At 67.7% G+C, this 17090-nt stretch carries 14 protein-coding genes and 2 tRNA genes; 12 read left to right on the forward strand and 4 right to left on the reverse strand.

Annotated features, from left to right (window positions below):
* Nucleotides 1-11: 11 nt before the first annotated feature.
* Nucleotides 12-626 (forward strand): hypothetical protein, encoded by a 615-nt coding sequence (locus QNJ30_01090; protein ID MDJ0942032.1) that lies wholly within the window; start codon nt 12-14, stop codon nt 624-626.
* Between the two features lie 12 nt (nt 627-638).
* Here the strand turns inward: QNJ30_01090 and parE are convergent, their stop codons facing one another.
* The gene (parE, locus tag QNJ30_01095; GenBank protein MDJ0942033.1) at nt 639-2627 is read right to left on the reverse strand and encodes a DNA topoisomerase IV subunit B; all 1989 of its coding nucleotides are present in this window, start codon (nt 2625-2627) and stop codon (nt 639-641) included.
* A gap of 95 nt (nt 2628-2722) precedes the next feature.
* Here parE and QNJ30_01100 point away from each other — a divergent pair, with 95 nt between their 5' ends.
* Nucleotides 2723-3160: an acyl-CoA thioesterase gene (locus QNJ30_01100; GenBank protein ID MDJ0942034.1), complete on the forward strand. Its 438-nt coding sequence runs from the start codon at nt 2723-2725 to the stop codon at nt 3158-3160.
* A complete protein-coding gene (locus QNJ30_01105) occupies nt 3157-3519 on the forward strand; it encodes a hypothetical protein (protein MDJ0942035.1) in 363 nt (120 codons plus the stop codon). Before QNJ30_01100 ends, QNJ30_01105 begins: the two co-directional genes overlap by 4 nt.
* 86 nt (nt 3520-3605) lie before the next feature.
* Here the strand turns inward: QNJ30_01105 and glnA are convergent, their stop codons facing one another.
* The 3 genes from glnA to QNJ30_01120 all read right to left on the reverse strand — a co-directional run bounded on the left by glnA (nt 3606) and on the right by QNJ30_01120 (nt 6832).
* A complete protein-coding gene (gene glnA / locus QNJ30_01110) occupies nt 3606-5015 on the reverse strand; it encodes a type I glutamate--ammonia ligase (protein ID MDJ0942036.1) in 1410 nt (469 codons plus the stop codon).
* A gap of 99 nt (nt 5016-5114) precedes the next feature.
* The gene (locus QNJ30_01115) at nt 5115-5453 is read right to left on the reverse strand and encodes a P-II family nitrogen regulator (GenBank protein MDJ0942037.1); all 339 of its coding nucleotides are present in this window, start codon (nt 5451-5453) and stop codon (nt 5115-5117) included.
* 185 nt (nt 5454-5638) lie between these two features.
* Nucleotides 5639-6832 carry a pyridoxal phosphate-dependent aminotransferase gene (locus QNJ30_01120; protein MDJ0942038.1) on the reverse strand — a complete coding sequence of 398 codons (1194 nt, stop codon included), beginning with the start codon at nt 6830-6832 and terminating at the stop codon, nt 5639-5641.
* 168 nt (nt 6833-7000) lie between these two features.
* Here QNJ30_01120 and QNJ30_01125 point away from each other — a divergent pair.
* The 9 genes from QNJ30_01125 to clpP all read left to right on the forward strand — a co-directional run bounded on the left by QNJ30_01125 (nt 7001) and on the right by clpP (nt 16920).
* A tRNA-His gene (locus QNJ30_01125) sits at nt 7001-7077 on the forward strand.
* Nucleotides 7078-7423: 346 nt separating this feature from the next.
* Nucleotides 7424-8809 carry an SPOR domain-containing protein gene (locus QNJ30_01130; GenBank protein MDJ0942039.1) on the forward strand — a complete coding sequence of 462 codons (1386 nt, stop codon included), beginning with the start codon at nt 7424-7426 and terminating at the stop codon, nt 8807-8809.
* A gap of 221 nt (nt 8810-9030) precedes the next feature.
* The gene (locus QNJ30_01135; protein ID MDJ0942040.1) at nt 9031-10542 is read left to right on the forward strand and encodes an NAD(P)H-hydrate dehydratase; all 1512 of its coding nucleotides are present in this window, start codon (nt 9031-9033) and stop codon (nt 10540-10542) included.
* Nucleotides 10543-10630: 88 nt separating this feature from the next.
* Nucleotides 10631-10906: a hypothetical protein gene (locus QNJ30_01140; protein MDJ0942041.1), complete on the forward strand. Its 276-nt coding sequence runs from the start codon at nt 10631-10633 to the stop codon at nt 10904-10906.
* Nucleotides 10907-11046: 140 nt separating this feature from the next.
* Nucleotides 11047-11847: a hypothetical protein gene (locus QNJ30_01145; GenBank protein ID MDJ0942042.1), complete on the forward strand. Its 801-nt coding sequence runs from the start codon at nt 11047-11049 to the stop codon at nt 11845-11847.
* Nucleotides 11848-12083: 236 nt separating this feature from the next.
* A complete protein-coding gene (locus QNJ30_01150; GenBank protein ID MDJ0942043.1) occupies nt 12084-14393 on the forward strand; it encodes a 1-deoxy-D-xylulose-5-phosphate synthase N-terminal domain-containing protein in 2310 nt (769 codons plus the stop codon).
* A gap of 81 nt (nt 14394-14474) precedes the next feature.
* Nucleotides 14475-14559, forward strand: a tRNA-Leu gene (locus QNJ30_01155).
* Between the two features lie 129 nt (nt 14560-14688).
* Entirely contained in the window at nt 14689-16119 is a 1431-nt protein-coding gene (gene tig / locus QNJ30_01160) for a trigger factor (GenBank protein MDJ0942044.1), read from the forward strand.
* Between the two features lie 186 nt (nt 16120-16305).
* Nucleotides 16306-16920: an ATP-dependent Clp endopeptidase proteolytic subunit ClpP gene (clpP, locus tag QNJ30_01165; GenBank protein ID MDJ0942045.1), complete on the forward strand. Its 615-nt coding sequence runs from the start codon at nt 16306-16308 to the stop codon at nt 16918-16920.
* Nucleotides 16921-17090 lie beyond the last annotated feature (170 nt).

The following is a 17090-nucleotide window of genomic DNA, read 5'->3' on the forward strand; positions in this document are numbered from 1 at the left end:
GGAGGGCGCCGATGGGGAACTTCTACGTCAACGTCACGCTCAAGGGACCGGGCCGGGATCGGATCGCCGCCTGGCTGGCCGAGGCGGGCTTCGATGCCTACCTGTCGCAGACCGTAGGCGGCCTGACCACGGTCTGCGAGGCAGGCTGCGACTCCCAGGACGACGACCACATACGCGCCTTTGCCGCCAAGCTTTCCGAGCAGCTTGGCTGTCCGGCGCTGGCCGTGCTGAACCACGACGACGACCTGCTCTGGTACGGCCTCTATGCTGCCGGGGTCCTGGACCACGAGTACAATTCCGCTCCCGATTTCTTCGAGGGCGAGTGCCTCGGCCTGGACGACGACCTCGACCTGGACGACGACGGCGTCTCGATACCCGAAGGCGGGGATGCCCAGGCGCTCTGCGCGGCCTTCGGCCCGGCCGCAGACCCGGCCGAGGTCGAGGCCATCCTGCGCGCCCTCGACGACGAGACCGGCTATGTCTTCGCCTTCGAGCGCCACGAGGCTCTGGCCAAGGCCCTTGGCCTGCCGGACTTCACGGTGTGCTGCGGCTACCGCGACCTGGAGCGGGGCTGCTTTCCGCGCGGCTACGGCGAAGCCGACTTCCTCAGGTGCGCGGCGGGCTAGCGGCATCCAAGGCTAGACGTCGATCTCCTCGACGAAGCGGGCGTGCTCCTGGATGAAGGCGAAGCGCAGCTCCGGCTTTCGGCCCATCAGCCGCTCGACTAGGTCCGCGGTCTCCTTGATCCCGGCCTTGGGATCGACCGCTTCGGGATCGACCACGGTGACCCGCAGCAGGGTCCGGGCGTCCGGGCTCATGGTGGTCTGCTTGAGCTGGCTCGGCGGCATCTCGCCCAGGCCCTTGAAGCGGCTGATGTCGACCTTGGCGTTGGGCTTGAAGTCGCTGCGCAGCAGCTCCTCCTTGTGGGCGTCGTCGCGGGCGTAGACACTCTTGCCGCCCTGAGCCAGGCGGTAGAGCGGCGGCTGCGCCAGGAAGACCCGACCGGCCTCGATCAGGCCTGGCATCTCCCGGAAGAAGAAAGTCAGCAGCAGCGAGGCGATGTGGGCGCCGTCGACGTCGGCGTCGGTCATGATGATGACCCGTTCGTAGCGCAGACGGTCGACGTCGAAGCCGGCGCCGGAGCCGCAGCCCAGGGCCTGGATGAGGTCGCTGAGCTCCTGGTTGGCCTTCATCTTGTCGGCGGTCGCGCTTGCGACGTTGAGGATCTTGCCGCGCAGCGGCAGCACCGCCTGGGTGTCCCGGTTGCGCGCCTGCTTGGCCGAGCCGCCGGCGGAATCGCCCTCGACCAGGAAGATCTCGGTGCCTTCCGAGCGGCTGCGCGCGCAGTCGGCGAGCTTGCCCGGCAGTCGTAGCTTGCGGGTCGCCGACTTGCGGTTCAGCTCCCGCTCCTGGCGCTTGCGCAGGCGGTCCTCGGCGCGGGCCACGACCCGCTCCAGCAGGGTGCGGGCGCGTTCCGGATGGCCGGACAGCCAGTGGTCAAAGTGGTCCTTGACCACGGCCTCGACCAGGCGCGCTGCCTCCGGCGAGGCCAGGCGCTCCTTGGTCTGGCCCTGGAACTGCGGGTTCTTGATGAAGATCGACAGCAGGGCCGCGGCGCCGCCGAGGACGTCCTCGGCCGTGATCTTGCCGGCCCGGCGGTTGCCGACCAGGTCGCCGTAGGCCTTGAGGCTGCGCAGCATGCCGCTGCGCAGGCCGGACTCGTGGCTGCCGCCCTGGGTGGTCGGCACGGTGTTGCAGTAGGAGTGGACGAAGCCTTCCTCGCTGGCCGGCCAGGAGATCGCCCATTCGACCCGTCCGGCCCCGTCCGGCAGCTTGGTCTCGCCGACGAAGGGGTCAGGGGTCAGGGTCCGGCCGTCCTGCAGGGCGGCATCGAGAAAGTCCCGCAAGCCGTTGGGAAAGTGGAGATCTTCGCTGTCCGGGACCTTGTCCTTGCCGCGCAGCAGCGCCGGGTCGCAGCGCCAGCGGATCTCGACGCCCTTGAAGAGGTAGGCCTTGGAGCGAGCCATGCGGTAGAGCGTCGGCGGGTGCAGCCGGGCGCCCTCGCCGAAGATCCCGGTATCCGGCCAGAAGGTGACGCTGGTGCCGCGGCGGTTCGGCGCCTGGCCGACGGTCTTCAGCTTGGTCTTGGGCTTGCCGCGCTGGTACTCCTGGCGCCAGAGCTTGCGGTCGCGGGCGACCTCGACCAGCAGCCGCTCCGACAGCGCATTCACCACCGAGACGCCGACTCCGTGCAGGCCGCCCGAGGTCTGGTAGGCCTTCTGAGAGAACTTGGCCCCGGAGTGCAGGGTGGTGAGGATAACCTCGAGGGCCGACTTGCCCTTGAACTTCCTGTGCGGATCGACAGGGATGCCGCGACCGTTGTCGCGCACCGTGGTGCTGCCGTCGCCGGAGAGCTCGACCTCGATCCGGGTCGCGTGGCCGGCGACCGCCTCGTCCATGGCGTTGTCCAGTAGCTCGGCCACGAGGTGATGCAGCGCGCGCTCGTCGGTGCCGCCGATGTACATGCCCGGGCGCCGTCGGACCGGCTCCAGGCCTTCCAGCACTTCGATGTCCTTCGCCGAGTAGTCGCTTGCCTTGGCGGGCGTGTTCTGGAAGAGATCGGCCATGTCCTGCGGGGTCTCCGGTGGCGGTGGCGGCGAATCGCTCTGGAGGCGCGGTAACTGGATGATTATGTAGTGGCCAGTGTCAAGGCCGACCAGCCATGAACGTCACCTCAGAGGAGCCGCGCAGCGTGGCCGAAGACAGCGAGACCCGGGATCAGCCCCGCGGGGAAATGCAGACCCGGACCCTGGCCATGCCGGCCGACGCCAATCCCAGCGGCGACATCTTCGGCGGCTGGGTCCTGGCGCAGATGGACATCGCCGGCGGCATCGCGGCGGCGCAGATCGCGAAGGGCAGGGTGGCGACCGTCGCGGTCACCGCCATGACCTTCCATCTTCCGGTCTTCGTCGGCGACGTGCTCTGCGTCTACGCCTCGGAGCCGCGCATCGGCCGGACCTCGATCACCCTGAACCTCGAAGCCTGGGCGCTGCGGCGGCAGAGCGGCCAGCGGGTCAAGGTCACCCAGGGGGAGTTCGTCTTCGTCGCCCTCGACGAAGACGGCAGGCCCCGAGCGGTGAAGAAGGAGCACAGCCCATGAAACGCCTGATCCCGATCCTCGCCGCCCTCGGCCTCGCCGCCGCCGCCCAGGCCGGAGAGACCGACGTCGTCGGCGCCCGCGCCATCAAGGAGGGTGGCAACCTCTGGCGCTTCGACGTCACCCTCAAGCACGCCGACGAGGGCTGGGACCACTACGCCGACAAGTGGGACGTCCTGACCCCGGACGGCAAGCTGCTCGGCACCCGCGTGCTCTACCACCCCCACGTCGAGGAGCAGCCCTTTACCCGATCGCTCGGCGGGGTCGCGGTGCCCGAGGGCGTGACCGAGGTCGTCATCCGCGGCCACGACAAGGTCCACGGCAGCGGCGGCAAGGAGATGACGGTCGAGCTGCCGCGCTGAGGCGCGCCGCGCAAGGGTCTTGCATCACAAAGAGAACGGGCCGCCCGAAGGGGCGGCCCGCAAGCTCCGTGTTCGGCGATTTGCGATCAGACCGAGTAGTACATCTGGAACTCGATCGGGTGCGGGGCGTGCTCGAAGGCGTAGATCTCCTCCCAGCGCAGCTCCATGTAGGCGTCCAGCTGGTCCTTGGTGAAGACGTCGCCGGCCAGCAGGAACTCGTGGTCGTCGATCAGGGCCTCCATGGCCTGGCGCAGCGAGCCGCAGACCGTCGGCACGTCCTTGAGCTCCTCGGGCGGCAGGTCGTAGAGGTTCTTGTCCATCGGATCGCCCGGGTGGATCCGGTTCTGGATGCCGTCTAGGCCGGCCATCAGCATGGCGGCGAAGGCCATGTAGGGGTTGGCCGAAGGATCCGGGAAACGGATCTCGACCCGCTTGGCCTTGGGCCCGGCACCGAAGGGGATCCGGCAGGAGGCCGAGCGGTTGCGCGCCGAGTAGGCGAGCAGCACCGGCGCCTCGAAGCCCGGGATCAAGCGCTTGTAGCTGTTGGTCGTCGGATTGGCGAAGGCATTGATCGCCCGAGCGTGCTTGATCACGCCGCCGATGTAGTAGAGCGCGGTCTCCGATAGCCCGGCATAGCCGTCGCCGGCGAAGAGCGGCTCGCCGCCCTTGGAGATCGACTGGTGGGTGTGCATCCCCGAGCCGTTGTCGCCGAACACCGGCTTGGGCATGAAGGTCGCCGTCTTGCCATAGGTGTGGGCGACGTTGTGCACCACGTACTTGTAGATCTGCATGTTGTCGGCGCAGCGGGTCAGGGTGTCGAACCTGAGGCCGAGCTCGTGCTGCGATGGCGCGACTTCGTGGTGGTGCTTCTCCATGGTCAAGCCCATCTCGGCCATGACCGAGACCATCTCGGCGCGCAGGTCGGTGCCGGAGTCCACCGGCGGCACCGGGAAGTAGCCGCCCTTGGCCGCCGGGCGGTGGCCCAAGTTGCCTTCCTCGAAGACCTCGCCGGTCATATAGGGGCCTTCCTCGGACTCGAAGCGAAAGAAGCTGTGGTTCATGTTGTTGGCGTAGCGGACGTCGTCGAAGACGAAGAACTCCGCCTCCGGTCCGAAGATCGCGGTGTCGCCGACGCCGGACGAGCTGAGGTAGGCCTCGGCCTTGACCGCGGTCGAGCGTGGGCAGCGGCCGTAGGGCTCGCCCGTGGTCGGCTCGGTGATGTTGCAGAACAGGATCAGCTGCGGCTGCGCGGCGAAGGGATCCATGACCGCGGTCGAAAGGTCAGGTTTGAGGTTCATGTCGGACTCGTTGATCGCCTTCCAGCCGGCGATCGAGGAGCCGTCGAACATGATGCCCTCGTCCAGGGCCTCTTCGTCGACCGCGTCCGACTTCATCGCCAGGTGCTGCCACTTCCCGCGCGGGTCGGTGAAGCGGTAGTCGACGTACTTGACGTCGTTCTCCTGGATCATCTTCAAAACGGTGCTGGCATCAGACATCTTGTGCCTTCCCCTGATGGCAAGTGGATTGACTTGGTGTGGTGCTGGCCCCCGGGCCGGGGGCCAGCCGTTCGAACGGCTGCGACCGGACGGCTTGGGCTAGACGGCTTCCGCGCCGCGTTCGCCGGTGCGGATCCGGATCGCTTCGTCGATCGAGCTCACAAAGATCTTTCCGTCTCCGATGCGGCCGGTCTGGGCCGCCTGTTGGATGGCTTCTACGGCGCGCTCGACGAGGCCGTCCTCGAGAACGACCTCGACCTTCACCTTCGGCAGGAAGTCGACGACATATTCGGCGCCGCGGTATAGCTCCGTGTGGCCTTTTTGCCGGCCGAAGCCCTTGGCCTCGATCACCGTGATGCCCTTGATGCCGATCTCGTGGAGGGCTTCCTTCACCTCGTCCAGCTTGAACGGCTTGATGATGGCTTCGATCTTTTTCATGTTCCGGCTCGCTTGCGTCACGGATAAGGGATCGGCGCCCGACGGACGCCGTTGGACAGCCTTTAGCAGGGCGCGTGCCAAGTCCGCCGGGGGACCGAATTCCGACCGATTCCGCCGTGTCGGCAGGGCGTGTCCGCTGCCGCGGCAACCCTGATTGCCGATTTGGTAATCAGGTTGCCGCTTTTTTAGGCAGCGCCCGCATCCGATTTTTGACCGCCGAGCCAGCTTCCGATGCGCGCGAGAGCCTCGCGGATGTTCTCGACCGAATTGGCGTAGGACAGCCTGATGAATCCCTCGCCGTGGCGGCCGAAGCTGGTCCCGGCCACTGTGGCGACCCCGGCCTGCTCCAGAAGCCCAGTCTCGAGCTGCTTGGCGCTGATGCCGGTCGCCCGGATGTTGGGGAAGGCGTAGAAGGCGCCGGCCGGCTCGACGCAGGACAGGCCCGGGATTGCCGCAACCTCGTCCATGACCACTTGGCGCCGCTGGTCGAAGGCGGCGACCATGCGCTCGACCTCGTCCTGGGGGCCGGTCAGCGCGGCGATGCCGGCATACTGGGCGGCCGCATTGACGCAGGAATGGCAGTTCACCGACAGCCGATTGGCCTTCTCCACCAGGTCGCGGGGCCAGACCCCGAAGCCCAGGCGCCAGCCGGTCATGGCGTAGGTCTTGCTCCAGCCGTCGAGCAGGATGACCCGATCGCGCAGTTCCTCGTAGCCGAGCAGGGTGGTGTGCCGGCGGCCGCCATAGAGCATGCGGCTGTAGATTTCGTCGGAGAGCAGCGCCACCTGGGGGAATGCGGCGAGCCCCTCGACCAGTCGGTCGACCTCGGCCTTGGGCGTCACCCCGCCGGTCGGGTTGGCCGGACTGTTGAGGATCAGCAGCCGGCTGCGCTCGGTCAGCCGGGACAGCACCGCCTCGGCCGAAAAGGCAAAGCCGTCCTTCTCCTCCAGCGGGATGGCGACCGGCTTTGCGCCGCTGTAGGCGATCACGGACTCGTAGATCGGGAAGCCCGGATTGGGGTAGAGGATCTCGGTCCCGGGCTCCCCGAACATCATGATCGCGAAGAACATCGTCACCTTGCCGCCCGGCACGATCATCACCTGGCCCGGGTCGACCACGACGCCGTGGCGCGCAGCGAGGTCGGCGGCGACCGCCTCGCGCAGTTCGGGAATGCCGTTGGCGGGCGTGTAGCCGTGGTGGCCGTCCCGCAGTGCCTTGATCGCCGCCTCGACGATGTGCGGCGGGGTCTGGAAGTCCGGCTGGCCGATGCCCAGGTTGATAATGGAGCGGCCTTGGGACTCCAGGGCCTTGGCCCGCGCCAGGACCTCGAAGGCGGTCTCGGTGCCCAGGCGCTCCATGGCTTGTGCGGTCTTAAGCATGTTCATCTTGGCTCCGCCGCGAGGTTGCCGGATACTACGTCCCGGAGAAGGGCAGGCTACGCCCGCTTCGGCGGTGACAGCAAGCCGGCGGCTCGGGTTGACCTGCGCTCCGCCCGGGAGTAAACAGCCCGGCGCCGTTGGTGAGCCAGCGGCTGCGTTCTCGTTGCGGTGACCATAGCTCAGTTGGTTAGAGCGCTAGGTTGTGGTCCTAGAGGTCGCGGGTTCGAATCCCGCTGGTCACCCCATTTCCAGAAAATTAACCATCTTTCAAGTCTCTCTACGGAGAGTATGAGGTGGTGTTGTAGATTTCGAAGGGTGACGTTGTGTCCACCGCTGATTGGAGACGGCGCCGGCCGAGGCAGCGCCGGGCCTGTCCCGACGACGGGTCCGGGCGATGCCATCCCGGATCGAGGTCGTCGATGAGCTGGAGAAGTCTCGTCGCACGGTCGCCGCGGGCGCCCTCGGCGCGAAATAGTAAGACCCGCGATGGTAGAAACTTTGGGGTAGTGATGCCTTTCGCCTTGCGTTCATGGATGGCTTGCGGCAGCGTTTGCCAACTGGAACTTCCAACGAGTTCGGGAAGACCCGGCTATGCCGTTTAGACGAATTCTCCCCCTGTTCGTCCTCTTCCTGGCAGCGGTCTCGTCTGCGCAAGCGCAGACTTATCGTGACGGCCTCGAGGCCTTTCGGGCCGGACAAGTCGAAAAAGCCTACGAGATCTGGAATCCCTTGGCCGAGGCGGGGGACGCCTTGGCCCAGTTCGGCTTGGCGTTGATCTACGAGCGGGGCAGCGAGACGATCCCGCAGGACCTCGACGCCGCCGTCAAATGGTATGAGCTCGCCGTGGTTCAGGGGGTGGCCGCGGCGCAGAACAACCTCGGGCACATGTATTCCCAGGGCCTCGGCGTTCAGGAGGACAAGGCGCGGGCGGTCGAGCTCTGGAGAGAGGCCGCCAAGGCGGGACACTCCACGGCCTATTACAACCTTGGCTTGGCCTACTTCCGTGGTGACGGCACGGAGAAGAACGAGATCGAGGCGACACGCTGGTTCGCCCAGGCCGCCGATGCCGGCCTGAAGGACGGGCAGTTCGCGATCGGCGAGATGTACCGCCTGGGCATCGGCACGGAGCGCAATGAATCCAGGGCCTTGGGCTGGTACAAGCTGGCGGCGGCCCAGGGCCACGTCATGGGCCGTCGACTTGCGGTAATGCTTGAAGATAAAGGCGTAAGACCCTCTTCGGTAAAGACTGAGCCGATCACGCAGACGGCCGTCGTCGGGAGCGCCGACGGCGCCAACGGTTCCTCGCCGCTCGCCCCTTCGGACGGTTCGGCGACCGACGCGTCCGAGTCCGGGCAGGGCACGACGGTGACCCAACGCCAGCTGCCGCAGGCCGGGACCGGCGGCGGTGCCTCGGCCGAAGCTTACCGTGGCGGGATCGACCCCCGTCAGGAACCCTCGGCTCAGGGAACCTCGGCTCAGGGCACGGGCGTCCGGCTTGAAAGCGTCGAGGCGGTTCCGGTTGGGCCTGCGCAGGCGACTTCGCGCCCACGGGCCGCGCAGCAGGCGGCGGTCGCACCGGGCACCAATCCGGTGACGCGGCCGGCGCCGCAGCCCGGAAGCCAGCAGCTGGCGGCAAGGCCGGCCCCGCTGCCGAACGTGATCAGAGGCGGAAACCAGCCCGGCCCAAGTCCAGCGATTGCAAAGATCACCGGCGCCACGCCGAAAGGCGTCCATATCTGGCTGGCGTCGATGAAAAGCTCAGATGACGCCGAGGCGCACTGGAAGCAGGTCCGGCGCCAGCACGGCGACATCCTTGACGACCTTTCGCCCCTGTTCACCAAGGTCGATCTCGGTAGCCGCGGGATCTACTATCGGGTGATGGTCGGACCGATCGAGAACCGGGCCGACGCCCAGAGCCTCTGCCAGCAGATGCGCAGCAGCGATCCAGCCGCATTCTGCAAGGTGCTGGTTCGCTAAAGCCTGTCATCCAGCCTCAGTTGGTGATAGGCCTCTTGCCATGACGGCGAGTCTCAAGCAGAAGCTGCGCGGCGGACGTCCGGCGACCGGGTGCCGGATCGAGGTGGTCTCGCCGCTGGCGGCGGAAGTCTTCGCTTTGACCCCCGCCGCCTTTGGCGATTCTGTGGGACCGAACTAGAAACGCGCCTTTCGGTGTCTGAAGGCGGACCGGGGAGGATTCCGTGACACCTCTGACCAAGAGAGACGATTCCGATCGCAGCCCGGCCGCCGCCGCCCTCTTGACCGTCGAGGAGGCCTATGCCGCCGACAAGGCGGCGATGCGCACCGGCATCGACGGCGCCACCCTGATGGAGAACGCCGGTGCCGCGGTCGCGCGCGCGATCGCGGACCGTTGGACGCCGCGGCCGGTCACCGTGCTCTGCGGCCCGGGCAACAATGGCGGCGACGGCTTCGTCGCGGCGCGCTATCTGGCGAAGCGCGGCTGGCCGGTCGCCCTGGCGCTGCTCGGCGATCAGGGCGCGCTGATGGGCGATGCCGGCCACCATGCCCATCTCTGGACCGGAGAGGTCATGCCCCTGGGCAGCGTCTCCTTCCAGGGTACGGGCCTGGTCGTCGACGCCCTCTTCGGCGCCGGGCTCAGCCGGCCCCTCGACGGCGTCTCGCGCGCCGTGGTGGAACGGCTCGGCGTATCGGGAGTCCCCGTGGTCGCGGTCGACATGCCCAGCGGCGTCAAGGGCGACGACGGCCGGGTCCTGGGCGAGGCCGCGGTCAAGGCCGACCTCACGGTCACCTTCTTCCGCAAGAAGCCGGGGCACCTGCTCTATCCAGGGCGCTTCTTCAGCGGCGAAACGATCATCGCCGACATCGGGATCCCGGGCGACGTGCTGGATGAGATCGCCCCCCGCTGCTTCGAGAACGGTCCGGCGCTCTGGCTCGAGGCGCTGCCCCGCCGCCGCTTCGACAGCCACAAGTACGACTTCGGCCACGCCCTGGTGGTCGGCGGTGGCGAGCTGACCGGGGCGGCGCGCCTGGCGGCCCGGGCCGCGATGCGGGTTGGGGCGGGGCTGGTGTCTCTGACCTGCCCGCCGCCCATGGTGGCGGTCTATGCCTCCGGCTTTCCCAGTCTCATGGTCCGGCCGACCGGCGGGCCCGGCGACCTCTCAGCCATGCTGCGGGATCAACGGCGTAACGCCATCCTGGTCGGGCCTGGCTTCGGCCTGACCAAGAACACCCGCGAGATCGTCGCCCTGGTGCTGGGCACGCGCCGGGCCACGGTCCTGGATGCCGATGCCCTCACTGCCTACCACCAGGACCCGGAGACCCTCTTCGCCAGCTTGAAGTCGCCCTGCGTGCTGACGCCGCACGAGGGCGAGTTCACGCGACTTTTTCCGGAGCTCGACGGCGACAAGCTGCAGCGCTGCCGCGGCGCCGCGGCGATGTCCGGCGCGATCGTGGTCCTGAAAGGGGCCGACACCGTGATCGCCGCGCCCGACGGCCGGGCGGCGATCAACGGCAACGCGCCGCCTTCCCTGGCGATCGCCGGGACCGGCGACGTGCTGGCGGGCCTCGTCCTCGGGCTGCTCGCCCAGTCCATGCCGCCCTTCGAGGCGGCCTGCGCGGCGGTCTGGCTCCAGGGGGCGGTGGCCGCGGAGATCGGCCCCGGTTTGATCGCCGAGGACCTGCCGGAGGGCCTTCCCAAGGTCCTGCGGCCGCTGCTGTCTTCCCCGATTTAGGCCTTTACCCGCTGTTAACGGGGCCTCTGCCAAGGTCGAAGGGAGAGAGGTGCGAAGCACGTAGCTTCACAGCAAGCAGAGGCCAGAAATGTTCGCTCAGATGAACGTATTCTCGTTCTCGCGCGGCCAGGACGGCGAAGCCCCCGAAGAGAGGATCAAGGTCGGTTCGACCTACCGTCACGCGGGCCCCGGAGACACCATCGAAACCGCCACGGTCATCGACGTCGGGCCCGACCCGATGGGGATCCCCCACGTCGTCTACAAGGTCGAGATCGAGCGCGGGCAGCAACGGCAGTTCGTCGAACGCAGAACTCTGAATCTTCAAAGCTTTAGCGAGTATTTTTCAGAGACTGTCGAAGCCTAGCCGGCGGCTGGTCCCGTCGGTGACGCGGCACGCATAAGGCATCGTAAACCGGGTCTGACACGACCATCGCGGCCTGCCGGGCTTTTGTCCGATGGGGACGGCGGCTAGACTGGCCCGTCAAGTGTGGTTTACGAGGCCCGATGCGGATCGAGATACACTTCGACGACAGAGCCGGCTTTACCGAGGCCCTGTTCGGCCTCCTGGTTCTGCAGCATCAGCCGCCACGGGCCCTCGAGGTGGTCTCGCGCCACGTCTATCTGGACCTGCCCGGTCTGACGCGGGAGGCCCTCGGGCCGCTTACCGAAGCGGTCCGGAACCTTCCCGGCTTCGTCGGATTGCGCCAGGTTTCCGCCATGCCGCGGGAGCTGCGGCTGCGCCAGCTCGAGGCCGTGATCGAAGCCTTCCCGGATCCGGTGCTGGCGATCAACAGCCAGGGCCTTGTCGTCCTCTCCAACCAGGTGGCCAAGGCGAGTTGGGGGGCGTGGCTCGCCGGCTTGCCCGTCGACGAGGTCCTCGGCCGCAAGGGCTGGGACAAGGCGGACTGGCAGCCGCGGGCCGACGGCACCGCGGAGTTTCTCGGCGGCTCCGTCGATTTTGCGGGCGCGACCTACCTGGTCGAGCGGATTCCGATCCGCAAGCAGGGCGCCGGAGCGGGGGTCGCCGGTGCCGTCCTGGTGCTCCGGGCGCCACAGCGTGTCGAGGCCCTGCGCCGCTCCGGTGTCGAGGCGTCGCAAGAGGTCGGCGGCGCCGAAGCGGTCACGGCGCCCGGAGATCGGATTCCCGCCTCCTTCGCCGAGGCGCAGAAGGCCTTCGAGGCCGAGCTGCTGCGCCGGCTCTTTCCGCACTATCCGAGCAGCCGCAAGCTGGCCAAGCGGCTGAAGCTGTCCCACACGGCAGTCGCAAACAAGCTTCGCACCCACGGCATCGGCCGCAGCGATTGAGCGGCGTCACACCGGCGCCCGGCCGGCCGGGGCTTGGCAGGCGGGCGATCTCGTGCCATTTCCTCCGACGGGAAATGGTCGCGCCCAGGCTCACCGAAGCCGGGACCTCGCGAGGGAGGAGTGAAGTGGCCGGTCACGCCAGTCGGGACTCGACCCAGCCGGACGACGGCGCCGAGGCGGCGCGCCTGGCTTGTCTCAAGGCCTTGGAGCGCAAGCTGCTCTGGCTCTCGTCCTGGATGATCCACAACGCGAACCACCTGCGGCCCAGCCGGGACGGGCTGAAGGTCGGCGGCCATCAGGCCTCCAGCGCCTCGCTGGTGACCTTGATGACCGCGCTTTACTTCTCCGTGCTCCGGCCGCAGGACCGGGTGGCGGTCAAGCCCCACGCCAGCCCGGTGTTCCACGCCATCCAGTACCTCCTGGGCAACCAGAGCCGCGAGCGCCTGGAGCGCTTCCGGGCCTTCGGCGGCGCCCAGTCCTATCCCTCGCGGACCAAGGACGGCGACGACGTCGACTTTTCCACCGGCTCGGTCGGCCTCGGGGTGGCCATGACCTCCTTCGCCAGCCTGGTCCAGGATTACGTCAGCCTCAAGGGCTGGCTGGGCGCCGACCAGCCCGAGGGCCGCATGGTCGCCCTGGTCGGCGATGCCGAGCTCGACGAGGGCAACGTCTACGAAGCCCTGCTGGAGGGCTGGAAGCACGACCTGCGCAATGTCTGGTGGGTCATCGACTACAACCGGCAGAGCCTGGACGCCGTGGTCTCGGACCGGCTCTTCGGGCGTTTCGACAGCCTCTTCGACACGATGGGCTGGCGGGTCGTGACCCTGAAGTACGGAAAGAAGCTGCAGGCCGCCTTCGAAGGCGCCGGGGGCGAGGCCCTGCGGCGATGGATAGACGACTGCCCGAACTCGCTCTACTCGGCCTTGGTCTTTCAGGGCGGCGCGGCCTGGCGTCGGCACCTGACCTCCGATCTCGGTGCCGAGCCTGGGATCAAGGCCCTGCTCGAGCGGCACGATGACGCCGCCTTGGCGGAGCTGATGACCAACCTGGCCGGCCACGACTTGGAGACCGTGCTCGAGGCCTTCGAAGCCATCGACGACGACCGGCCGACCTGCTTCATCGCTTACACCATCAAGGGCTTCGGGCTGCCCTTCGCGGGCCACAAGGACAACCATGCCGGCCTGATGAACGGGGCCCAGATGGCCAGCTTTCAGGCCGAGAACGGGATTCCGGTGGGCCAGGAGTGGGAGCCCTTCGCCGGGCTCGATCTACCGGCCCAGACCCTGGAGGCCTACCTCTCGGCGGTCCCCTTCAACGCCAAAGGCAGCCGGCGCTATCAGGCCCAGCGCGTGGCGGTGCCTGCCGACCTCGCATTGCCCGAGGCGCCCCGGATGTCGACCCAGGAGGGCTTCGGCCGGATCCTGGCCGAGCTTGCCCGCGCCGAGAGCCCGCTCGCGGAGCGGATCGTGACCACCTCGCCCGACGTGACCGTCTCGACCAACCTGGGCGCCTGGGTCAACCGCCGGGGCATCTTCGACCGCCGCCCGCGTGAGGACGTCTTCAAGGCGGAACGGGTGGTCTCGGCCCAGCGCTGGATGATGTCGCCGGAGGGGCAGCACATCGAGCTGGGGATTGCCGAGAACAATCTCTTCTTGCTGCTGGGGGCCCTCGGGTTGTCGCAGAGCCTCTTCGGCGTCCGGCTGCTGCCGGTCGGGACGCTCTACGACCCCTTCATCCAGCGCGGCCTCGACGCCCTGAACTACGCCTGCTACCAGGACGCCCGCTTCATGCTGGTGGCGACGCCTTCGGGGATCACCCTTGGGCCGGAGGGCGGGGCTCACCAGTCGATCTCCTCGCCCCTGATCGGCCTGGCGCAGGACGGTCTGGCGGCCTTCGAGCCGGCTTTCGTGGACGAGCTGGCGGCGATCATGGCCTGGGGCTTCGACTACATGCAGCGGGATGGCAGCGGTGAGGCGGCCGGCGATTGGCTGCGGGACGTCCACGGCGGCTCCGTCTACCTCCGGCTCTCGACCCGGCCGCTCGACCAGCTTGGGCGCGAGATCACCCCCGAGCTGAGGCGCCAGATCATCGCGGGGGGCTACTGGATTCGGCCGCCGGCGCCGGGGGCGGAGCTGGCCCTGGTCTACAGCGGCGTGGTCGCGCCGGAGGCCCTGGGGGCGCATGACGCGCTGCTCGACGACATGCCCGGCGCCGGCCTGCTTGCGGTGACCTCGGCGGACCGGCTCAACGCCGGCTGGCACGCCGCAGAGCGCGCACGGCAAGGCGGCATCCCGGAGGCGCGCTCCCATGTCGAGGCCCTGCTTGCGCCCCTGGCGCCGGACGCGGGCCTGGTGACCCTGGTCGACGGCCATCCGGCCGGTCTGTCCTGGCTGGGCTCGGTCCGGGGCCATCGGGTCCAGGCGCTCGGCGTCGAGCACTTCGGCCAGTCCGGTGACCTCGACGATCTCTACCGGCACTACCGGATCGATATCGCCGCGATCCTCGACGCCTGTGCCGCCGCCGCGCTGCAGCGTCTAGACATGTGAGTCCGGGCCGCGGACGCAGGCCCCGTTTGGCGTGTTGCGCGCCGGGGCCCTATGATGTACACGGGCGCTCCCGGCGGTCGCGCGGGCGTGGCGGAACTGGCAGACGCGCTGGTTTTAGGTACCAGTGGAGCAATCCGTGGGGGTTCGAGTCCCTCCGCCCGCACCACGCGCAAGCCTGGGTTGGAAAGGCTGACCCGGAGCGGACCCTGGTCCGTCACCGGGCTTCCTCAGCACCGGGCACTGCCGCCTTTAGCCCGGAACAACAGGGACATGAGCAAGAAAGGCCAAGGGGCCAATGCAGGTAACGGAAACTGAGACCGACGGCTTGAAACGCGAGTTCAAGGTCGTCATCGCCGCCAGCGACATCGAGGAGAAGCTGGAGCACCGCCTGATGGAGCTGGGCAGCTCGATCAAGGTGCCGGGTTTCCGCCCCGGCAAGGTGCCGGTCCAGGTGCTCAAGCAGCGCTTCGGCCGCTCGGTCCTCGGTGAGGTCGTGGAACGGGCGGTGACCGACGGGTCCAGCCAGGCCCTGAGCGAGCGCGGCCTGCGCCCGGCGACCCAGCCCCGGATCGAGATCACGTCCTTCGACGAGGGCAAGGATCTCGAGTTTACGATGGCCTTGGAGCTGCTGCCCGAAATCAACCCGATCGACTTCGGCGATCTCAAGCTGACCCGGCTCAAGGTGGAGGTTGCGGACTCGGAGGTCGACGGCGCGCTGGATCACCTGGCCGGTCACCGGAAGGAGTCCAAGCCGCTCGAGAAGCCGCGCAAGGCTGAGAGCGGCGACGTGCTGGTGATCGACTTTCGCGGCAGCGTGAACGGCGAGGAGCTGCCCGGCATGGCCGCCGAGGACCATCACCTGGAGCTGGGCTCCAGCAGCTTCATCGAAGGCTTCGAGGACCAGCTGGTCGGCGTCGAGGTCGGCGAGGAGCGCCAGGTCAAGGTCCGCTTCCCCGACGGCTACGTCAATGAGAAGCTGGCCGGCCAGGAAGCGGTCTTCGAGGTCAAGGTCAAGGAGATCCGGGAGACCGTGCCAGCCACGGTCGACGACGACTTCGCCAAGGCCCTGGGCGAGGACAGCCTGGACTCCTTGAAGACCAGGCTGCGCGACCAGATCGGGCAGGACTACGAGCAGGCCAGCCGGACCCACCTCAAGCGCGAGCTGCTCGACAAGCTCGCCGAGGCGCACGACTTCGTGGTGCCGGCCGGCATGGTCGATGTCGAGTTCGAGACCATCTGGCCGCATATCGAAGAGGCGCTCAAGTCGGGCGAGCTCGACGAGGAGGACCAGGGCAAGAGCGAAGAGGAGCTCAAGGCGGAGTACCGCGAGATCGCCGAGCGGCGCGTCCGCCTGGGCCTGCTGCTGTCCGAGGTCGGCCGGATGAACAACATCGACGTCTCAGCGGAGGAGCTGAACCGGGCCCTGGCGATGGAAGCGCGCAAGCACCCGGGCAAGGAGCGCGAGGTCTTCGACTACTTCCAGCGCACGCCGGAGGCCATGGCCAACCTGCGGGCGCCGATCTTCGAGAACAAGGTCGTCGATTTCATCGTGGAGATGGCCGATACGCAGGACAAGGGCGTGACCGCCGAGGAGCTCCGGGCCGAGCTCGAAGACGGGCCCGCCGCCGCCGAGAGCGAGAAGGCCGCCAAGGGCAAGACCGGGTCGAAGGCCAAGAGCGGTTCCAAAAAGGCGGTCGCGGAAGCGAAGTCCGACGGCCCGTCCTGAGATCAAGAGCGGTTGCGGCTTGCTGCCGGAGAGGCCCGGAACCCTTGGAAGTAAGGAAAAATTAACCACATTCGCTTTGGCATTGACCTGGCGGCGAATCCGCTGCTGTTAGTGCGCCGGACGCGGGGCGGACGGCGAATACGGTCGCTTGGACCCTTGGCGCAAACGACGACGGATAGAGGCAGCATGAAGATGAACACCTTGGTCCCGATGGTGGTCGAGCAGACCAACCGGGGCGAGCGTGCCTACGACATTTACTCCCGGCTCCTAAAGGAGAGGATTATTTTCCTCACCGGGCCGATCCATGACGACGTGGCCAGCCTGGTCTGCGCCCAGCTGCTGTACCTGGAATCCGAGAACCCCAACAAGGACATCTCTTTCTACATCAACTCGCCGGGCGGGGTCGTGACCGCGGGCCTGGCGATGTACGATACCATGCAGTACGTCCGCCCGGACATCTCGACGGTATGCATCGGCCAGGCGGCCTCCGCCGGATCGCTGCTGCTTATGGCCGGGGCCGCCGGCAAGCGCTACGCCCTGCCGAACGCCAAGGTCATGGTCCACCAGCCCTCCGGCGGCTTCCAAGGCCAGGCGACGGACATCGAGATCCATGCCAAGGAGATCCTGGCGACCCGCCAGCGGCTCAACGAGATCTATGCCCGTCACACCGGCCAGTCGCTCGAGGTGATCGAGGACGCCATGGAGCGGGATCGCTTCTTGAATCCCGAGGAGGCCCGGGAGTTCGGCCTGCTCGACGCGGTGGTCGAGCAGCGCCCTCGGACCGAGGCGAGCGAGGGCTGATCGGGGCCGAACCGCGGATTTCCGGGACCGAGGCGCCCCTTAGGCGGGATAGCTAGCCTTTTAAGGAAAAATGAACGCAGGAATCCGTAAGCTGAGGGGGTCGCTCGTTCCGGGTTGGTTAACGCGAAGCCCAGAAAAATCGGGCCAATTTTCGATTTGCCAAGCCGGGG

It is taken from the genome of Kiloniellales bacterium (assembly GCA_030066685.1).
Lineage (GTDB): Bacteria > Pseudomonadota > Alphaproteobacteria > Kiloniellales > JAKSBE01 > JAKSBE01.

Bases quoted from the DNA above. Each gene is read 5' to 3' on its own strand.
- tig (MDJ0942044.1), top strand. From the start codon at position 14,689: ATGCAGGTAACGGAAACTGAGACCGACGGCTTGAAACGCGAGTTCAAG.
- glnA (MDJ0942036.1), bottom strand. From the start codon at position 5,015: ATGTCTGATGCCAGCACCGTTTTGAAGATGATCCAGGAGAACGACGTC.
- QNJ30_01105 (MDJ0942035.1), top strand. From the start codon at position 3,157: ATGAAACGCCTGATCCCGATCCTCGCCGCCCTCGGCCTCGCCGCCGCC.
- QNJ30_01090 (MDJ0942032.1), top strand. From the start codon at position 12: ATGGGGAACTTCTACGTCAACGTCACGCTCAAGGGACCGGGCCGGGAT.
- QNJ30_01145 (MDJ0942042.1), top strand. From the start codon at position 11,047: ATGCGGATCGAGATACACTTCGACGACAGAGCCGGCTTTACCGAGGCC.
- parE (MDJ0942033.1), bottom strand. From the start codon at position 2,627: ATGGCCGATCTCTTCCAGAACACGCCCGCCAAGGCAAGCGACTACTCG.
- QNJ30_01140 (MDJ0942041.1), top strand. From the start codon at position 10,631: ATGTTCGCTCAGATGAACGTATTCTCGTTCTCGCGCGGCCAGGACGGC.
- QNJ30_01120 (MDJ0942038.1), bottom strand. From the start codon at position 6,832: ATGCTTAAGACCGCACAAGCCATGGAGCGCCTGGGCACCGAGACCGCC.
- clpP (MDJ0942045.1), top strand. From the start codon at position 16,306: ATGAAGATGAACACCTTGGTCCCGATGGTGGTCGAGCAGACCAACCGG.
- QNJ30_01100 (MDJ0942034.1), top strand. From the start codon at position 2,723: ATGAACGTCACCTCAGAGGAGCCGCGCAGCGTGGCCGAAGACAGCGAG.
- QNJ30_01150 (MDJ0942043.1), top strand. From the start codon at position 12,084: ATGATCCACAACGCGAACCACCTGCGGCCCAGCCGGGACGGGCTGAAG.
- QNJ30_01130 (MDJ0942039.1), top strand. From the start codon at position 7,424: ATGCCGTTTAGACGAATTCTCCCCCTGTTCGTCCTCTTCCTGGCAGCG.
- QNJ30_01115 (MDJ0942037.1), bottom strand. From the start codon at position 5,453: ATGAAAAAGATCGAAGCCATCATCAAGCCGTTCAAGCTGGACGAGGTG.